The organism is Roseovarius bejariae, from assembly GCF_009669325.1.
Lineage (GTDB): Bacteria > Pseudomonadota > Alphaproteobacteria > Rhodobacterales > Rhodobacteraceae > Roseovarius > Roseovarius bejariae.
This window is the reverse complement of the sequence record NZ_SZWE01000001.1, coordinates 1022346-1039425: the sequence shown is the minus strand read 5'-3', so window position 1 is coordinate 1039425 and position 17080 is coordinate 1022346. Positions and strand designations below refer to the sequence as shown.

19 protein-coding genes are annotated in these 17080 nt (G+C 64.4%); 10 read left to right on the top strand and 9 right to left on the bottom strand.

Annotated features, from left to right (window positions below):
• Window positions 1-20: 20 nt before the first annotated feature.
• The 9 genes from FDP25_RS04910 (at window position 21) to FDP25_RS04870 (ending at window position 7132) form a co-directional block, all read left to right on the top strand.
• Window positions 21-266 carry an acyl carrier protein gene (locus FDP25_RS04910; protein WP_154149491.1) on the top strand — a complete coding sequence of 82 codons (246 nt, stop codon included), beginning with the start codon at window positions 21-23 and terminating at the stop codon, window positions 264-266.
• Window positions 267-405: 139 nt separating this feature from the next.
• Entirely contained in the window at window positions 406-1623 is a 1218-nt protein-coding gene (locus FDP25_RS04905; protein WP_154149489.1) for a thiamine pyrophosphate-dependent dehydrogenase E1 component subunit alpha, read from the top strand.
• 33 nt (window positions 1624-1656) lie between these two features.
• Window positions 1657-2625, top strand: coding sequence for an alpha-ketoacid dehydrogenase subunit beta (locus FDP25_RS04900; protein ID WP_154149487.1), 969 nt, complete (start codon window positions 1657-1659; stop codon window positions 2623-2625).
• Window positions 2612-2920, top strand: coding sequence for a type II toxin-antitoxin system MqsA family antitoxin (locus FDP25_RS04895; RefSeq protein WP_218939966.1), 309 nt, complete (start codon window positions 2612-2614; stop codon window positions 2918-2920). The genes FDP25_RS04900 and FDP25_RS04895 overlap by 14 nt, the downstream gene beginning before the upstream one ends.
• Window positions 2917-3447, top strand: coding sequence for a hypothetical protein (locus FDP25_RS04890; protein ID WP_154149485.1), 531 nt, complete (start codon window positions 2917-2919; stop codon window positions 3445-3447). The genes FDP25_RS04895 and FDP25_RS04890 overlap by 4 nt, the downstream gene beginning before the upstream one ends.
• Window positions 3448-3478: 31 nt before the next feature.
• Window positions 3479-4039: a hypothetical protein gene (locus tag FDP25_RS04885; protein WP_154149483.1), complete on the top strand. Its 561-nt coding sequence runs from the start codon at window positions 3479-3481 to the stop codon at window positions 4037-4039.
• Window positions 4040-4070: 31 nt separating this feature from the next.
• A complete protein-coding gene (locus FDP25_RS04880; RefSeq protein WP_154149481.1) occupies window positions 4071-5501 on the top strand; it encodes an MBOAT family O-acyltransferase in 1431 nt (476 codons plus the stop codon).
• Window positions 5502-5512: 11 nt separating this feature from the next.
• Window positions 5513-6484, top strand: coding sequence for a hypothetical protein (locus FDP25_RS04875; RefSeq protein ID WP_154149478.1), 972 nt, complete (start codon window positions 5513-5515; stop codon window positions 6482-6484).
• A gap of 99 nt (window positions 6485-6583) precedes the next feature.
• The gene (locus FDP25_RS04870; RefSeq protein ID WP_154149476.1) at window positions 6584-7132 is read left to right on the top strand and encodes an Hsp20/alpha crystallin family protein; all 549 of its coding nucleotides are present in this window, start codon (window positions 6584-6586) and stop codon (window positions 7130-7132) included.
• 75 nt (window positions 7133-7207) lie between these two features.
• Here the strand turns inward: FDP25_RS04870 and FDP25_RS04865 are convergent, their stop codons facing one another.
• Together FDP25_RS04865 and FDP25_RS04860 are read right to left on the bottom strand one after the other, a co-directional pair.
• A complete protein-coding gene (locus tag FDP25_RS04865) occupies window positions 7208-9958 on the bottom strand; it encodes a cation-transporting P-type ATPase (RefSeq protein ID WP_425500498.1) in 2751 nt (916 codons plus the stop codon).
• Window positions 9959-9976: 18 nt separating this feature from the next.
• Entirely contained in the window at window positions 9977-10417 is a 441-nt protein-coding gene (locus tag FDP25_RS04860) for a hypothetical protein (protein WP_154149474.1), read from the bottom strand.
• 301 nt (window positions 10418-10718) lie between these two features.
• On the opposite strand from FDP25_RS04860, the gene FDP25_RS04855 reads away from it, so the two are divergent.
• The gene (locus FDP25_RS04855) at window positions 10719-11474 is read left to right on the top strand and encodes a helix-turn-helix domain-containing protein (RefSeq protein WP_172982752.1); all 756 of its coding nucleotides are present in this window, start codon (window positions 10719-10721) and stop codon (window positions 11472-11474) included.
• Here the strand turns inward: FDP25_RS04855 and FDP25_RS04850 are convergent.
• The 7 genes from FDP25_RS04850 to FDP25_RS04820 form a co-directional block, all read right to left on the bottom strand.
• Window positions 11471-11884, bottom strand: coding sequence for a CBS domain-containing protein (locus tag FDP25_RS04850; protein ID WP_246175762.1), 414 nt, complete (start codon window positions 11882-11884; stop codon window positions 11471-11473). The two genes, FDP25_RS04855 and FDP25_RS04850, sit on opposite strands and share 4 nt — an antisense overlap.
• A 161-nt stretch (window positions 11885-12045) precedes the next feature.
• Window positions 12046-12588, bottom strand: a complete 543-nt coding sequence (locus tag FDP25_RS04845) for a helix-turn-helix transcriptional regulator (protein ID WP_172982751.1) — start codon at window positions 12586-12588, stop codon at window positions 12046-12048.
• Between the two features lie 179 nt (window positions 12589-12767).
• Entirely contained in the window at window positions 12768-13163 is a 396-nt protein-coding gene (locus FDP25_RS04840) for a DUF2147 domain-containing protein (protein ID WP_154149466.1), read from the bottom strand.
• Between the two features lie 46 nt (window positions 13164-13209).
• A complete protein-coding gene (locus tag FDP25_RS04835; protein WP_154149464.1) occupies window positions 13210-14070 on the bottom strand; it encodes a TauD/TfdA family dioxygenase in 861 nt (286 codons plus the stop codon).
• 3 nt (window positions 14071-14073) lie between these two features.
• A complete protein-coding gene (locus FDP25_RS04830) occupies window positions 14074-14877 on the bottom strand; it encodes an SDR family NAD(P)-dependent oxidoreductase (RefSeq protein WP_154149462.1) in 804 nt (267 codons plus the stop codon).
• Entirely contained in the window at window positions 14874-16307 is a 1434-nt protein-coding gene (locus FDP25_RS04825; RefSeq protein ID WP_154149460.1) for an AMP-binding protein, read from the bottom strand. Before FDP25_RS04825 ends, FDP25_RS04830 begins: the two co-directional genes overlap by 4 nt.
• Entirely contained in the window at window positions 16307-16885 is a 579-nt protein-coding gene (locus FDP25_RS04820; protein ID WP_172982750.1) for a thermostable hemolysin, read from the bottom strand. The genes FDP25_RS04825 and FDP25_RS04820 overlap by 1 nt, the downstream gene beginning before the upstream one ends.
• Window positions 16886-17080: the final 195 nt, after the last annotated feature.

Here is a 17080-nt window from a genome sequence, read left to right as displayed (position 1 = left end):
CAAACCACACCGGAGGCCCCATGACCCGTGACGAGATACGCAGCGTCTTCATAGATGAACTCACCCGCATCGCCCCCGATGTCGAGGCGGCAACCCTGTCGGACGACGATCACCTGATGGATGACCTCGGGCTTGATTCCATGGACATCCTCAACCTCGTGACAGCACTTCAAACGCGGCTCGGCCTGTCGGTCCCTGAAACCGACTACCCGCGCCTCGAGACCCCCGAAAAAGCGGTGGACTACCTGTCGCGCAAACTGGGCTGAGGGCGGGTGCCGTCCATCCACCGCCGATTAACACGGGTAAACGACGACTCACCAAACCCTGCTTACCCTTCTCCTCATTGATGATGCAGGGCCACCTCTGCGGCGGACCTGCGGGCCAATGCTTGGGAAGGAGGCAACCATGGCACATAATTTCGACCCCTCGCCGCAGACAGGCGAGGACGATGCACCCAGTTCTGAATCACGGCGGGGGTTCCTGCAACTTGCCGCGCTGACCGGCGCGGTGGTCTCCACAGCCGGACACCGCGCCATGGCCAACGGCGACATCGGCTTTTTCGCCAAGGACCTGTCGGATGAAAAACTGATCCATATGTACCGCACGATCCTGCGCATCCGCTGGCACGAGCGGACACAGGCCGACCAGATGCTGAGCAACCCCGACTACCGTGGCTATAACCACTTCTACGCCGGGCAGGAGGCCGTGGCGACAGGTGTCTGTTCCGCGCTCCGCAATGACGGACCCTTCGAACAGATCGACCTTGTCTATTCCTCGCACCGGCCCTCGGGTCATGCCATCGCCAAGGGCGTGGACATCCCCAAGATGGTGGCGGAAATGGATTTCCGCGCCACCGGCATGAACAGCGGCTACGGGGCGGAAATGCATATTTCCGACCCTTCGGTCGGCTTCATCGGGGCCGACGGGATGATTGGCCCGGCGCCTGTGATTGCCTCGGGATCGGCCTTTTCCTTCCGCGCGCGCGGTTCGGATCAGGTCTCGGTGGTCTTCGCCGGTGACGGCAACTACGCCGCACCGCATTTCCACTCGACCCTCAACAACGCCCGGCTGCTGGACCTGCCGCTCATCTATGTGTGCGAGAACAACCTCTATCACCAATACGCGCATTACAGCTATTCCTGCCCGCACAAGGACATCGCCGATGCTGCCGCCGCCTATGGGATCGCGGTCGAGGTGGTCGACGGTCAGGACGTGATACAGGTCTACAATGCCGCCAAGGATGCGGTGGACCGCGCCCGTGCGGGCGGCGGCCCGACCTTCATCGAGGCCAAGACCTATCGCTACTACAACCACTGGGGCGCCCCGGGCGCCAAGGCCGGTGAACTGGGCGCCTTCGGGTATGATCCGCTGGCGATCACCTCCTTCCGGCCCGAACGCGAGGTCCGCGCCTGGATGCAGCGCGACCCGGTGGACATCTCGCGCGATATCCTCGTCGACTGGGGCGTTCTGGACGATGCCCGCGCCACCGCGATCGAGGACGAGGTCAAGACCGAGATCGCCGAGGCCTTCGAATGGGGGCTCAGTCAACCGCTCTGCACCCCCGAGGACGGTCTCAAACATGTGTTCGCGACAGGCTCCGTGCCCGCCCGCCAGTTCGGCTGAGGCGCAAGGCGATATTCTGAAAGGACAACGACAATGGCACAGAAAAGCTGGATGTATTCGGTCCTTGAGGCCGTGCAATACGAAATGCAGCAGGACCCGGCGATGACCTGGATCTTCGAACTGACCCCGCCGGTCGCCTCGAACCCCGGAAAACCGGTGATCAATCTGGAAACCGAGTTCGGACGCAAGCGCGTGGTCAACACCGGCATCGATGAGAACTGGATGTCATCGGCCGCGCTGGGCGCGGCGCTGGCCGGGTCGAAATCGGCCACCTACATACCCTATCAGGGCGCACTCATTCCCTTCGAGGTGATCCAGAACGTGGCGGGCAAACTGCGCCACAAGACCGGCGGGCAGGCCGACCTGCCTGTGGTCTGGATCATCGAGATGACGGGCCAGACGCCCGGTTTCGCGCAGCAGCACTCCTGTTACGAGGAAGACAGCTATTACATGCATATCCCCGGCGTGCGCACCGTGGTTCCCTCCACGCCCTATGACGCCAAGGGGATGATGCACGCCGCCCTGCGCTCGATGGATCCGGTGGTTTACCTCTACCCCGCCGGGTTGCGCACCCTGACCGAAGAGGTCCCCGACGAGGCCTACGAGGTGCCGCTCGACAAGGCGGCGGTGCGCATGGAAGGCAGCGACCTGACCATCGTCAGTTCCGGCGCGGGCATGCCCGGCGTGCTTGAGGCCGCCGAGGCCCTGACCGGCGAGGGCATGAGCGTCGAGGTGATCGACCTGCGCGCGCTTAATGCCATGGATACCGAAACCATCGTCAATTCGGTCGCCAAGACGAAACGGCTCCTGACGGTGGATCAATCCTACTACACCCTTTGCCCGGGGGCCGAGGTGATCGCCCGCGCGGCGGAAAACGTCGAGGGCCTCAAGGTGAAACGCGTGGCCTTCCCCGATGCGCCGCCGCCCGCCTCGCCCGAGATGTTCACATGGATGCGGCCCAATGCCGAAGGTATCGCGGGGGCGGCCCGTGACCTTGTCTGATACGATGAATGACGGCCCCGCGCCCGCGCCGCTGTCCGGCTGCACCAGTTGCGGCGGGGGAACCCTCCGGCGCGACCGGGTCAAGACCGCGCTCTGGCGCGGCGAAGACCTCGTGGTGATCGAGGACATCCCGGCACTGGTCTGCATCCGCTGTGGCGAGCGGTATTTCGAGGATGAAACCGCCATGGCGCTCGACATGATGCAAGCGGGGCAGGGCGCTCAGGGCAGGCCGCGACGCAGCCTGTCCGTCCCGGTCTACGGCTTCACCGCACCCGAAGGGGGCAGCGGGTCATGAGGTGGTCTCTCCTGATCGCGGTTCCGGTCTGTCTGGCCACGGTGCTTTGGGCCGAGGAGGATCAATTCGCCTTCATCCCCGACGGCGGGCGCAGCCTTCTGGCCGGGCTGGTCGCGGGGTTGGAACCCGACGCCCGGCACTCCGTCCTGACCCGCAAGGCCGGGTCCGCAGACTGGGCCGACTGGGCGCGCGCACAGGCCCCGGACATGGCCGAGACCCCTGTTGAAACCCTCGCCGGATACGCGGCCCTGAACTTGCCGCTGGCAGAGGTCACAGACGAGGATTGGGCGGCGCAACTGCCCCCCGATGGCAAGGACCTTGCCATCGCCCAATGCCAGTTCTGCCATTCGCTCTTCACCGGCTACCTGATGCACGACCGCGATCTGACCGGATGGAAAGGCACCTTCAAGGCCCCGTTTCACACCGAAATCCCCATGAACGAGGTCGAGCGCGACACCTTCGCCAGCTACTCGGCCCTGAACATGCCCCTGAGTTTCGAGGACGTCCCGCCGGAATGGCGGTTCTGACATGCGCCATTCCGTAGAAAGGAGGCCGAACATGAGAAAACACGGTTTACGCATCCTGACCCTCCTGACCGCCCTGACGTTCGGGGCGATCACCGCGGCGCAGGAGGACGATGTTTTCGCCTTCATCCCCGACGGGGGGCGGACCTTGCTTCAAAATCTGCGCACCGAGGGCCTGCCATCGGATTTGGAAAAGGCCATCACCACCCAGACCGCCGATGCCCCGCAATGGCGCGGCACGCTGGACAAGGCCGCGGCCAATGCCCCTGCGGTTGCGGCGCTCGACGATTGGCAACGCGACACGCTGGCCCATTACCTCGCGGCCCGCGCGCCCCTGCCTGCACAAGGCGATCTGCCCCGCGACGGGCGCGACATGTCGCTGGCCCTGTGCCAGTCGTGCCATATCATCACCGTCGTCGTCACGCAGGAGCGCACCCGCGAGGCATGGCTCGGAACCATGAACTCCCCCAGCCACATCGAGATCGAAACGACACCCGGGGAACGACAATTGATGGCCGATTATCTGGTGATCAACGCGGGCATTCCCATTGACCTGATCCCGCCCGCGCTTCGGGCGGGCGGTGCCTCCTACTAGGGGCGCACGGTATCCGGCAACGGGGTAGGCCATGCTTTTCACATCGCTTGAATTCCTGCTCTTCCTGCCGGTTGCCGTTGTTCTGTTCTGGTGGCTTCCGGCGCGGTGGCGCCTGCCGTGGCTCTTGCTGGCCAGCCTCGGGTTCTACGCCAGTTTCGCCATCGAGAACCTTGCTTATCTCGGGGTGGTGGCCCTGATCGCTCTGGCCGCCGGTCGGTATCTTGCTACACCCGACGCCGGGAACCGGCGCTTGGTGCTTTGGTCCGGAATTCTCGCGATCCTCGGGTTGATGTTCGCCCTGAAATACTATGACCCGCTGGTCGAAGATCTCGCATGGCTCCCGCGACTGGGGCTCAGCGCCCCCGCCGGGTTTTCCTTCTATGCCTTCACCGCCATCGCCCTTCTGATCGACCGCTACCGCACCCCGGCCGAGGCCTCCGCCAACATCCGTCAGGATGCGCTCTACCTCGCATGGTTTCCCAAACTGCTGGCAGGCCCCATCGAACGGATCACCCCCTTCACCGCCGAATTGACCCGCCGCGCACCGATGAAGCCCGCGCATTTCGCGCTGGGCGGGCAGCTTTTCCTCTGGGGGCTAGTGAAAAAGGTGGTGGTGGCCGACAACCTCGCGCCCTTCGTCGACCGGACCTATGCGATCCCGGCCTATGCCGTGCCACTGGAGCTGATCATCGCCACCTATTTCTTCGCCTTCCAGATCTACTGCGATTTTTCGGGCTACACCGACATGGCGCGCGGGGCCTCACGGCTTTTCGGCATCCGCCTGTCGCAAAACTTCCGCCGCGCCTATTTCGCCCAGTCGATCAGTGAATTCTGGTCGCGCCGCTGGCACATTTCGCTGGCCGACTGGTTTCGCGACTACCTCTATTACCCCTTCATGGGGCCGTCGCGAACCGCGCTGCGCATGTACCTGGGGCTGATGATCGTTTTCATGGTCAGTGGTATCTGGCACGCTGGCCTGGGCTACGGGATCGGCTGGGGGTTCCTGGCCTGGGGCGCGCTGAACGGTGTGTACCTTTGCGTGGAACGCGCACTCAACCCGATCCGCCGGACAATCCGGGTCCGCTTGAAGGGCTCAGGACTCGCCCCGCTCTACGGCGTCCTGACCACCCTGCTGGTCTTTCACCTCGTGCTGGTCAGCTGGGTGTTTTTCCGGGCCGCCGACCTTGGCGACGGGATGACCGTGATCTCGCGCATCGCGGCCGCCTTGCCCGAGCTTCCCCGCCTCGTCACCCGTTACCCCTTCACTGCCGAACAAGGCTTCCTTGCGGCGCTTGTCGCAGGCCTGCTCATCATCGAACTGGTGATGGAGCAAAAACGCCTGAGAAACCGCCTCGCCCGCGCCCCCCGCGTCCTGCGCTGGGCGGCGATCTTCGCGGGTCTTTTTGCCCTCCTGCTGCTGGGCCGCTGGCAAAGCGAGGCTTTCGTCTACATGCAATTCTGAAAGGCCCTGCCATGGATATCGCCGACCGCCCCGTTCTGCCCTTTCCCCGCCGCGCCATCGCCCGGTTCCTTGCGCTGTTCCTCGTGCTTTACGGTGCGGCGGCATGGGTTGCCGAAGCGACAGTCGCACGCACCGGGCAGGACACCCCGTTTCAAAGGTTGCTCGCCCTCAAGGGCCAACAGGTGGACTGGGCCGTTCTGGGTGCCTCCCACGCCTTGCCCCTGCGCTTTGGGGATATTCCCGCACGCCTTCAGGCCGAAACGGGCCAAACCATGGCGGTTCTGGCCGAAGTCGGCGCAGGGCCGCTCTACAACCACCTGGTGTTCAAGCAAGCCATGCAGGACATCGCGCCGCGTCGCTTGCTCTATGTCGTCGATGCCTTCGCCTTCGCCGCGCCGGACTGGAACGAGGCGCGGATCAGTGACCGCACGCTGCTGCGCAAAACGCCCCTGCGCCTCTCGACCGCGCGCCATATGGCGGCCATGGTGCTGCACCATGGCACAGACCCGGCGGGGCTGGCCGATTACCTGACAGGGTTTTCCAAACTCAACCCGCCTGACCGTTTCCCACAGGAGGGCTGGACCGGGGCCGCGGGGTTTGACCGCAAGGTCCGCCTGTCGCGCCATGCGGTCGAGGCGCGGGCCGACTATCTCTATCCCGACCCGCCGCAGGCCGATACCATGGCCCGCTACCTCGGGGTATTGGCCTCGATGTTCGATGCCGCACAGGCACAAGGCATAAGGGTCACCGTCATCAAACTCCCCGTGCCGGAGGCCTTCCGCGATGCCTTGCCGGACGAGGCGGCATTCGACCGGCGCTTGCGGGCAGAACTGGCCCCGCGCGGCATCCCATACCACGACCTGGGCGGCGCACTCCCCGACCCGCGCTATTTTTTCGATACCGATCACCTCAATCGCGCGGGCGTGACGGCGCTTTACGATCAGTATCTAATGTCGATCCTTGCAGCCGCACCCGCGCGTTGACGGCGGTTAAGGCGCATCCCCCTCAACAATGGCTGAATCCTCCGCAGGACGAGTCCGCGACTCGCCCCATGAACATCCCTGCAAGCATAGGAGGATCACATGGCAAAAGACCAAGACACCACCCCGGCCAAATCCAAGGCAGAAGGGCCAAGGACCCCGACAGGCGGTTGGCACCCGTTCTGGGACCTCCGTCAGGAAATCGAGAACCTGTTTGACGAATTCTACTCCGGCAACGCCCTTGCCCCGTTCCGGCGCTCGCGCGCGCCAGGCGCCGATCAAACGGCCTCGGGGCTGGCCATGAGTGCCACGGCCCCGCAATGGGACGTCATCGACAAGGAGGACGAAATCAAGATCGTGGCCGATCTGCCCGGAATGGCCGAAGCGGACATCGATGTTCAGGTCACAGACAGCACCCTGACCCTGAGCGGCGAGAAAAAGGAGGAAACCGAGGAAGGTGACAAGGAAGGGGACTATTACGTTTGCGAACGCCGCTTCGGGTCATTCCGCCGCTCTCTTCGCTTGCCCGAGGGCATCGACCGGGACAAGATAGACGCCCGCTTCAACAACGGCGTGCTCACGGTCCACCTGCCCAAGAAGCCCGAGGCGCAGCACCCAAGCCGCAAGATCGAAGTCAAAGCGGCCAAATGAGCACACTGACCCCCCGATAAGGCGCGCGATGGGGCGTGCAGGTGATCTTGTACGCCCCATACCCGCCCTGAGGCACTACGTCTTGATCCCGGCGGGGGGGCTCCGAAAGGCCAGGCGCATCTGCTTTTCGGTTTCGATCAGCGCAAAAAACACCATGCCGATGACAACGATTAACAGGCCGTCGCGCGGCGGCACGGCCTGCGTGCCAAAGATCTCTTGCAAGGGCGCCAGATAGGTAATCGCGGCCTGTGCCGCCACGACCACGACGATGCAGGCCCAGATCACCGGCGTTCCGCGCACCGCCGCCCACGTCAGGGACGTGCCGTGAATGTTGCGGATGAAAAACAGGTGGAACAGCTCCAGCACCACCAGCGTGTTCATCGCGATGGTCTGGGCAAGCGGCAAAGGATACCCCCGGTCGAGCGCATAGAAGAACACGCCGAACCCCGCCGACAGGAACAGCGCCGAGACCAACACGATATGCCACACCAGCCCCCCGGTCAAAAGCGGCGCCGACCGTGGGCGCGGCGGATGCCGCATCGTGCCGGGCTCCGAGGGCTCAAAGGCCAGCGCAAGGCCCAGCGTCGCCGCCGTCACAAGGTTGATCCAAAGGATCTGCACCGCCGTCACCGGCAGGGCCAGCCCGGCGAACAGCGCGACAACAACCGTGGCCGCTTCGCCGAAACTGGTGGGCAGGGTCCAGCTGATGACCTTCTTGATATTGTCGAAAACGGTCCGCCCCTCGCGCACCGCCGCCGCGATCGAGGCGAAATTGTCATCCGCCAGCACCAGATCGGCGGCCTCTTTCGCCGCCGCGCTGCCCTTGCGCCCCATGGCAATCCCGGCATCGGCACGCTTGAGGGCAGGGGCGTCGTTCACCCCGTCGCCGGTCATCGCCACGGTCAGCCCCCGCGATTGCAACGCATCGACAAGCCGCAACTTGTCGGCGGGCGACGTGCGGGCAAAGACATCCACCCCCACGGCCGCTTCGGCCAGCGCGCTGTCGCTCATCGCCGCAATATCCGCGCCGGTCAGAACCTCCCGGCAATTTGTCAGCCCTATGGTTTCGGCAATCGCCCGCGCCGTCGCCGCATGATCCCCGGTGATCATCTTCACATCGATCCCGGCGGCATGACATTCGGCGACCGCCTTGATCGCCTCGGGGCGCGGCGGGTCGATCAGCCCGATCAACCCGATCAGGGTCAGGGTTCCCTCCAGATCGGCGGCGTTCAGGATGGTATGATCCTGCGGCACCGAACGCATGGCAATGGCGATCACCCGCTCTCCCTGTGCCGCCAACCGCTCGACCATCGCGTGCCAATGCGCCTGATCAAGCGGCTCGGTCCCGCCATCCAGCCCGCGCTGCGCCCTGCACATGCTCAGCACCGCCTCGGGCGCGCCCTTGACGTGAATCGCGGCATGGCCCTCGTGGTCATGATGCAGCACGGCCATATAGCGATGCGCGGCATCGAACGGGATCGTATCCGTACGGCTCCACCCGGCAAAAGGCTGGCCGGGGTCTTCGGTGATCTTGCCCGCCAAGGCCACAAGGGCCCCCTCCATCGGGTCGCCCACGACATGCCAGCCACCCTCGACCCGGCGCAACCGCGCATCATTGCACAGCGCGGCGGCACGGGCGAAGGCCTCCAGTGTGCCATGATCCTCCACCGGCCTGTCCGTATCCCCGTGGCGCAGCCCCCCTTCGGGGGCATAACCCTCGCCGCTGACCGAAAAGACATGCCCCGGCGCGGCAAGGGTGGCGGCCATCATCTCGTTGCGGGTCAGGGTGCCGGTCTTGTCGGTACAGATCACCGAAACCGCCCCCAAAGTCTCGATCGCGGGCAGGCGGCGGACGATGGCGTTGCGCCGCGCCATGGCCTGCACGCCCACGGCCAACGTGATCGTCAGCACCGCCGGAAGCCCCTCGGGGATCGCGGCAACCGACAGGCCGACCACCGCCATGAACAAATCGGCAAAGGGCATGTGCCCCACGAAATATCCGTAAACCAACAGGCTGGCCGCGATCAGCAGGATGAAGACGGTCAGCCACCGGGCAAATACGTCCATCTGCTGCAACAGCGGCGTGGTGAGCGTCTGAACCCGCGTCAGCATATCGCTGATCTGTCCGATCTCGGTTGCGCGCCCCGTTGCGACGACAACGCCACGCCCCGTCCCCGACACGACCAGCGTACCGCTGAACAGCATGCAAGACCGATCCCCAAGCGCGGCCTCGGCCTCGACCGCCTCCGGGCCCTTGTGGACGGGAACGCTTTCCCCCGTCAGGATCGCCTCCTCGGCCCGCAACCCGCGCCCGTCGGTCAACCGCAGGTCGGCAGGCACCCGGTCCCCGGCCTCGATCAACACGATATCTCCGGGGACAAGATCCGCAGCGTCCAGAGATTTGCGTTGCCCGTCGCGCAGGGCCGTTGCATGCGGGGCCAGCATCTCACGGATCGCGTCCATCGCCCGCTCGGCGCGGCCTTCCTGCAAGAACCCGATCACGGCATTCACCAGAACAACCGCCATGATCACGCCGGTATCCACCCAGTGCCGCAGCGCCGCCGTCACCATGGCCGAGCCAATCAGCACATAGATCAGAACGTTGTGAAAATGCCCCAGAAAGCGCAGGATCGCGCCGCGCCCTTGCATCTCGGGGGCACGGTTCGGCCCATGCGCCGCCAACCGGCGGGCCGCCTCGTCCGAACTCAACCCCTCGGGCGTGGCCGCCATCTGCTCCAAGACCTCTGCCGGGACAAGGGCATGAGGCGCAAAGGCGCGGCTCATTGTCTTGGGGAGGCCGGAAATGTCATCCGCTACGCGCGGCATGGCCCCGTGCCTTCAGGTTCAAACCGGAATGTCGTCCTTGCGGCGCTTGGTCGAGCCCGCAGATTTCGCCACCTGTTTCAATCCGTCTTCGCCCGCCTCCAGTTCCGCCCGGCCCATATGCGCCGCACAGCGCGCGCACAGGTTGGACCACTCGCGAAAGTCCTCGGCGATGCGCCCCATCGAATGGGCCTGCCAGTCGGTGATGGCCTTCACCGCCGCCGCCGGGTTCGATGGCCCGGTTTCGGCAATATCCTTCGCCGTTTCCAGCGCCGTGCGCGTGGCGGTGTGGCGCCGCTCGAACCAGTGTTTTGCAAAGACCTCCGAGTCACTCAGCATCTTGTCCTGCATGTCCCAGAAATGCTCGGCTTGCGGGGCACCCGTCGGGACCATCGCGAACATCATCTGCGATTGCCGGACCATATCGGTGAACGAGGACGGTGAGGATTTCGAGGCGGTCATTCCATTGGCTCCTGTCATGGCTTATCGAAACGGCATAACGCCGGGGATTTTCCGGGCACTCGCACTGCTACCGGCAATGATACCCCCAAAACCCCGCACCTGACAAACCAGCGGCAAGTCGCCCGTATCGACCATATCCCACAAAGGGCGCCCCGGCGGTTTGACATCTGTCAAGATGGGGCTGTTTTCGCCTCGTATAGTTCGACAGTGAAAAGCGCCGGAGGATGGGGTGATCGGGTCCGGCGCGGTAAATCGTGAGTTTCCCGACATGGTGGTTTTGACCGATAAGGAGGGCACAGCCGTGTTCGCTGAATACCAACTGGCCGCTGATATGACCGAAGCCGCGCGCATCGTCCCGTGGGCGGGGGGCGCCAAGGCGTTCCCACGTGAACTTCACAATGCCCTCAATCAGCATAGGTTGCCTTTTTCAAAGAACCGGACATTGCTTCTCGAAGGCCAGGGATGCCGGGCCGTCTATTGCGTTCTCGATGGCTGGCTGGCCTTGTCGAAAGCCTTGCAGGAGGGCCAGAACCAGATCATAGATTTTGCCCTGCCCGGTGACATCGTCGATCCGGTCGCCGCAGACGGAAAGACATCTTCGGTGAACATCGAGGCGCTGAGCGACGGGGCGCTCGCCGCCATGCCTTACCGCAGTTGGGAACGCATGACCGGCCACTGGCCCGAAATGCAAAGACTGGCCCATCTGTCCGAGGCGGCCCAACAGGCCCGCCGCGCCGAACGGATGCTACGATTGGGCAAGGGGACCGCCGAGATGCGCATCGCCTATGCGATCCTCGAATTCTGTATCCGTATCGATGGCACCGATGATCATGAGACGCCCAGCTTTCACATTCCGATGACCCAACAGCAGCTTGGCGATTACGTTGGCCTGTCGTCGGTGCATGTCTGCCGGACGATGCGCCGCCTGACCCGCAACAAGATCCTTGCGATGCGCGACCATATCGAGGTGCGCGTTCTCGATGCCTGCGCGCTCGCGCGCTTGGCCGGGGTGGACCGCGAGGCCCTTGAACGCGAAATCCTGCCCTTCAGGGCCTAGGGTCTAGGGCCAAGGCGCGTTTCGACAATCTCCCCAAGCGTCTCACCGGCCAGATGCTCGGAATACTCTTCGGCAATCCGGTCCACCGACAGCATACCCACCAGCCGTGCTCGCGCATCGCAGACCGGCAGGCGGCGGACCTGATGATCGCCCAAGGCGGCGGCGGCATCCTCCACCCTTTGCCTGTCGCTACAAAACAGCACTTCCGGGCTCATCACGTCACGCACCCGAAGGCGCATCGCCCGCTCGCCGCCAACGACGGCCCTCATCACGATGTCGCGGTCCGTAATCACCCCGACAAGCCGGCCGTTCTCCAAAACGCCCAGACACCCGACATGCCCCGCGCGCATCTGCGCTGCGGCCTCGGGAACACTGGCCGAGGCCAGGATCGTGATCGGGGGGTGTCTCATGATGTCAGCGACCTTCATCTTCAACATTCCTGCCAGATGGCCGGACGCTCCGCCGCGTCGGCCGGGCCAAGTTCGGCCCCCGTGTTGATCGTGTCAGTCTGCTCTCAAACGTGCGTACAGGCTTTAACCCGCGGCAATTCACATGCCCGGGGCCTGTGCATTTACCCGGCTTTTTGACGGGCCGGCTCAAGGTTGGCGCCAATGTCCATGAACTCGTCCATGAACAGGCTCATAAGCTCCATCCGCGAGGCCACGCCGGTCTTGCGGAAAATGTTCGAGGTCTGCGCCTTGACCGTGCCTTCGGCGGTCGATCGGGCCTGCGCGATCTCGGCGATGCTCAGCCCTTTGAGCATGTACATTGCGATGTCACGCTCGGCCGAACTCAGGTTCCATTCGTCAAACTTGCCCCGCGCGAAACTGTCCATCTCACCGCGCAGGAAGTTGAGCGATTCCGATTGCTCCGTGTTGCGCGCCTGAAGCCAGCGAAGCTGACGCATCAGGATCCGAATGGCAAGGATCAGGGCCGCGGCCGAGAACACCTCGAACAACAAATGGGTCAGGTCCAGCAGGCTTGGTGCGTTGTTGGCAATCACCCGTTCGTAAATGTCGCTGGCCACATCGAAGACGAAGAATATGACGCTGCCAATCAGGAAAACCGTTACATATTTCAGGGTACTGGCCTGCATGGAACCTGTAGACTGCATTGATGGCATCCTCGATGCGAGCGAAACACACGGGCGGTCATGCCTCCCGTAAGGCGGCATTGGCCGAACCTGCCAAATCATTGCGCCATTTGGCCGGGCAGGACAAGGCAAACAGGCCCCCCGAAGGAGGCCTGAGTTGATTTTCGCCGGTCGCATCCGACCGGTGCGAAATGGCGGTTTTACTGCACGCGGGTCCAATGGCCGCCGTTCCGGCAAATCAAGCCGCCCAGAACACAGCCATTGACGGAAATGCGATTGCCCGACAGCTCAAGGCGCGACATGTATTCCTTGTCCCGGTCCGGTGCATAGATCCGCCCCTCGTATTCACCGTTGCCGCCCGGCGACAGGTTCCAGACGATCTTGCGCCCGAGCGTATCGGGCTGGATCGCCTGACCCTGCGCATTTTCGGCCCGTTCCAGAACCCCGCAGTACGTCGCGCCGCATTGTCCCACACGGATATAGCCGACATCGCCGTGGTCATCCGGGGCGGTGCGCCAAAGCCCCTCGATAGGGTCGGCCAGCGCAGGCCCCCCGGCAAGGATCGAAAGCATGATCAAGGCTGCAATACGTTTCATTTCACAAGTCTCCTATATGGTATGGTCACATCACTGGCCGGGCGGGTCACAGGTTGCCCATGCCGATGAAAAGCTGGCGATTGTTGTCGACGATGGCGCGGCGGCCATGCATGACGCGGGTGTTGTCCAGAACGGCAATATCCCCATCCTGCCAGTTGATTTCATGTGTGCAGGTTTCGGCAAGGTCGCGCAGCGCCTCGATTTCGTCCTGCTCGATCTCTTCGCCCTCGGCGAACCGATACCGGGGCGGGGCGTAATTATGCGACGGCCCCAGAACCGCGTTGGCAAACCCCTGCCCGCCGGACAGGGCCGAGCCACGCACCGGCGACACCGTCAGCCGATAATTGATCCCGCCATCCTCCAGCATGTCGAATTCCTGGTTCGGGATCGCCGCGCGGAATTCTTCGACATGCTGTTCGGTCACCTCTTCGGGGCGGGAAATGGCCGGGTGCTCATTGGCCAGATACCGCTTCCACAGCTCTTCCGGCAAATACCGCTCCACCACCATCGGCTGTTGCCAGCGCGCCTTGGTCTCGTCGTCCATCGCCTCGAATACGGCGCGGCCATCGCAAACCGTGGTTTGCGATCCCTCGAAGGCGGCAACGGGGCTGAAGAAGGCCACGATATCCGGGCAAACCGGCGTGTTGCCATTCTCGGTGTGCAGGCCAATCGGCCCGGTCCCGGCATCCACCTTTTGCGTGTTGGCATCGCCATATTCGCGTGCCGGATCAAAGGTGATCTTGTTGCACAGGGCCGTGGTCAGGGCGCTGAATCCGGCCATATCCGGCCGAAACCCGCGCAACAGGGTCCAGCCGTCCTTGTCCAGATCACGCCGAATACGGCCCTGAATGGCAATGTCACAGGGCGATTGTCCCTCATGATCGGGGCGAATGATGTTATAGGTCATGGCTCAGGCCTCTTTTTGTTCGTTGAAAGTCTTGAGGGCGGCTTGCGTCCGCGGGGTGTGCGCCTTGTGGATCAAGGCAGTGTCGATCAGCGATGGCACCACGGCCTGCACCAGTGCAAAAACCCGCTCGCCGAGACCGGGGTAAACCGTGGCCTTGCCCGCGGCGATCCCGGCCCATGCGCGCCGGGCCACACGCTCGGGGTCGTCAAGGGCCATGCCGAAGGGCTCCACCAGATGTGCAAACCGGCTCTGGGCTGGGGTCCGGGTGGCGCGGGGCGCCACATATGTCACCGAGATACCGAACTCTGACAACTCACGGCGCAGTGCGTCTGACAGGCCGCGGGTCGCGAATTTCGTGGCTGAATAAGCGGCGAAATAGGGAAAGGCGATCATCCCGAACATCGAGCCGATATTGACGATCCGGCCCTGCGCCGCCGCCAGCGCGGGCACAAGGTCGCGGGTCAGAAGCAGGGCGGCGGTCAGGTTCGTGTTGATTGTCCGCGACAGGGCCTCGTCGTCCAGATCGGTCAAACGCCCGACACAGAGGCTCCCGGCATTGTTCACCACGATGTCCAGCCGGTCGCCCGCGGCTTCGGCTATGGTTGCCCGGCCCTCCGGCGTGGTGATGTCGGCGCTGACGATCCGGGCCTCCGCCGGCCCCGTCAGGTCAGCCGTCTCTTCAAGCTGGGCCCGCCGACGGCCCACAAGGATCAGGTGATACCCCCGCCGCGCGGCCTCGACCGCCAAGGCGCGGCCAATGCCGGATCCGGCCCCGGTGATCAGGGCGGTTGGTGTTTGCTTGGTCATGCGACACACTCCTTCGAGTCAAAAGAAAGTGGATGCGCGGGGTTGGTTTCCGACAGCGGGGCAAGCTGGCTTCGGTCGATGCCCCCGCCGGGCTTGAGAAGCCCCTCCAATGAGGCCGGCACGAACACCACCCGCGCGGGCCGCGCATAGCCGGGCAGGTCGGCCAGCAGCCGGGCCACCTCATCGGCGCTGACCGGCGCCGCGACCGCCGCGATCAGTACAAGCTGCCCGTCGGCGCCCAGATGCAGGCCCGAGGCGGGAATGCGCGGATCGGCCCCAAGACAGGCTTCGACCCACTCGGGGCTGATGTTGCGCCCCTCCGGGGTGACGATCCGCCAATCCTTGCGGCCCTCGACAACCAACCGCCCGTCCTCGATCCGGCCCATATCGCCGGTGGCCCAATCGCCGCCGACCGGCGGCTGGCCCAGATAGCCGTCCATGACCGTCGGGCCGGAAACGATGATTTCGCCGTCTTCGATCCGCACTTCGACACCGTCAAGAACCCGTCCCACCGTGCCGTGGCGCTTGTCCCCCGGACGGTTCAGCGCGACAACCGAACAACACTCCGACAGGCCATACCCCTCGTAGACGGGCAGGCCCATGGCCTCGGCCTCGGTCAGCAGGGCAGGCGCGGTTGCCGCACCGCCGACCGCCACGAAGCGCAGGCTGTCGGGGGCAGGGCGCCCCGTGGCCTTCAACCCGGCCACCAGCCGCGCAAGGAAGGCCGGGACAAGAATCGTCGTTGTCGGTTGTGCCTCCTGCAAGGTCTCCAGAACCGGCGCCATCGGCCCGCCGAACAGCGCAGGCAGGGCCTCGGCGCAAAACCGCACCTGCGCCCCGGCCAGCAGCGGCAGGTAAAGCCCCGCGATCTGCTCCAGAAGCTGCGCCATCGGCAAAAGCGACAGGTGAACATCGGTGGCTTTCGGCCCGATGGCCACGGCCAGACCGTCAATGGCCGCTGCCATCTGCCGCTCCCCGATCAGAACGCCCTTGGGCCTCCCCGAGGACCCCGACGTAAAGATGACCCGATAGCCCTCCCGCCTTGGTGGTGCCAAGGTGGCCCGCAAGGGCGCGCTGTCCTCCGGGCGGATAAGCGTCATGGTCGGCACGCCGCACGCTGTCTCGCCGATCACCGCCTCTATCCCGGCGGCCCCGATGATGTGGGTGGTTTGCGAGGCCGAAAAGAACGGCGGCAAATGCACCGGGATATGCCCGTGATAGCTCAACGCCAGATCGGCCAGCGCCGCATCCATGGGGTCGGCACTTGCAATGCCGATCACCTTCGGGCCACCGGACAGCATCGCGCCATTGGCCGCAAGGAAGGCCGCCAGCCGTCCATAATCAATGCACCGCGTCCCCGCGCGCAACGCCACACGATCCGGGGTGTCATCCGCGTGTCGGGCAATGGCCCGAAAGACTTGACCGCTCATCACGCCGACTCCGCATGGGGGATCACCGGGCCTTGCCCCTGCGACGGATCGCGAAAGGCGCAAACCCACGGGTCATGCTCGTAATAACTGCCCCACCGGGCCGGGTCGCAGACCCGCGCCGCCTCGGCCCGGGCCAGCATCAGCGGCGCGATCTTCGAGCGCTGGATCAACCGCCGCACCTCCGCCGTCGCGGTGAACAGACCCCAGCCGATCCTGCGTTCGCGCCCCCATTCGAAAACCGCGCGCAACGTGGGATAGGCGGCAAACGGGGTGCTACAGGCCAGCCCGCCCACCTCCAGAATATCCCGCGGCCCCATATCGCCGCCGGTCTTGCGGGCAATGACATCACTGACAGGCTCGTCCAGGTACTGCTGCGAGAAAAACCCCTCGTCATGGCACCGTATACCCGCGGCACAGGCGATCTGCCCCGACCGGGCAAGCGTGACGACCAAGCGCGCCGGGCGAATATCCGTATCCGCCGAAAACGCCGTACAGTAACTGCGCCTGATATGCTCCAGCGCGCCGTCATACAGCGGCTCCGCGTCCCGATCGTCCGCCCCGACAATAACCGTCTTCATTGCTGATCTCCGCACAAGGAGGCTGCTCATGCCCCGTATGCGTGACAGGTCCGACCTTTCGGCCGCGAAATCCATTGCACCAAAGTGAGACGTGAGGCCCGACAGCCCGTCATACGACTAATGTTTATCCCGTCCGGGGCCCCCGGCAGCCCCTCCGCAACAGAACGCGGGTTTCACCACTGGCCGGTGACGTCC

Excerpts from the sequence above, each read along its gene's own strand:
- FDP25_RS04835 (WP_154149464.1), bottom strand. The coding sequence starts at position 14,070 with ATGACCTATAACATCATTCGCCCCGATCATGAGGGACAATCGCCCTGT.
- FDP25_RS04905 (WP_154149489.1), top strand. The coding sequence starts at position 406 with ATGGCACATAATTTCGACCCCTCGCCGCAGACAGGCGAGGACGATGCA.
- FDP25_RS04860 (WP_154149474.1), bottom strand. The coding sequence starts at position 10,417 with ATGACCGCCTCGAAATCCTCACCGTCCTCGTTCACCGATATGGTCCGG.
- FDP25_RS04890 (WP_154149485.1), top strand. The coding sequence starts at position 2,917 with ATGAGGTGGTCTCTCCTGATCGCGGTTCCGGTCTGTCTGGCCACGGTG.
- FDP25_RS04830 (WP_154149462.1), bottom strand. The coding sequence starts at position 14,877 with ATGACCAAGCAAACACCAACCGCCCTGATCACCGGGGCCGGATCCGGC.
- FDP25_RS04840 (WP_154149466.1), bottom strand. The coding sequence starts at position 13,163 with ATGAAACGTATTGCAGCCTTGATCATGCTTTCGATCCTTGCCGGGGGG.
- FDP25_RS04900 (WP_154149487.1), top strand. The coding sequence starts at position 1,657 with ATGGCACAGAAAAGCTGGATGTATTCGGTCCTTGAGGCCGTGCAATAC.
- FDP25_RS04870 (WP_154149476.1), top strand. The coding sequence starts at position 6,584 with ATGGCAAAAGACCAAGACACCACCCCGGCCAAATCCAAGGCAGAAGGG.
- FDP25_RS04865 (WP_425500498.1), bottom strand. The coding sequence starts at position 9,958 with ATGCCGCGCGTAGCGGATGACATTTCCGGCCTCCCCAAGACAATGAGC.
- FDP25_RS04875 (WP_154149478.1), top strand. The coding sequence starts at position 5,513 with ATGGATATCGCCGACCGCCCCGTTCTGCCCTTTCCCCGCCGCGCCATC.
- FDP25_RS04825 (WP_154149460.1), bottom strand. The coding sequence starts at position 16,307 with ATGAGCGGTCAAGTCTTTCGGGCCATTGCCCGACACGCGGATGACACC.
- FDP25_RS04850 (WP_246175762.1), bottom strand. The coding sequence starts at position 11,884 with ATGAGACACCCCCCGATCACGATCCTGGCCTCGGCCAGTGTTCCCGAG.
- FDP25_RS04880 (WP_154149481.1), top strand. The coding sequence starts at position 4,071 with ATGCTTTTCACATCGCTTGAATTCCTGCTCTTCCTGCCGGTTGCCGTT.
- FDP25_RS04910 (WP_154149491.1), top strand. The coding sequence starts at position 21 with ATGACCCGTGACGAGATACGCAGCGTCTTCATAGATGAACTCACCCGC.
- FDP25_RS04845 (WP_172982751.1), bottom strand. The coding sequence starts at position 12,588 with ATGCAGTCTACAGGTTCCATGCAGGCCAGTACCCTGAAATATGTAACG.
- FDP25_RS04820 (WP_172982750.1), bottom strand. The coding sequence starts at position 16,885 with ATGAAGACGGTTATTGTCGGGGCGGACGATCGGGACGCGGAGCCGCTG.
- FDP25_RS04885 (WP_154149483.1), top strand. The coding sequence starts at position 3,479 with ATGAGAAAACACGGTTTACGCATCCTGACCCTCCTGACCGCCCTGACG.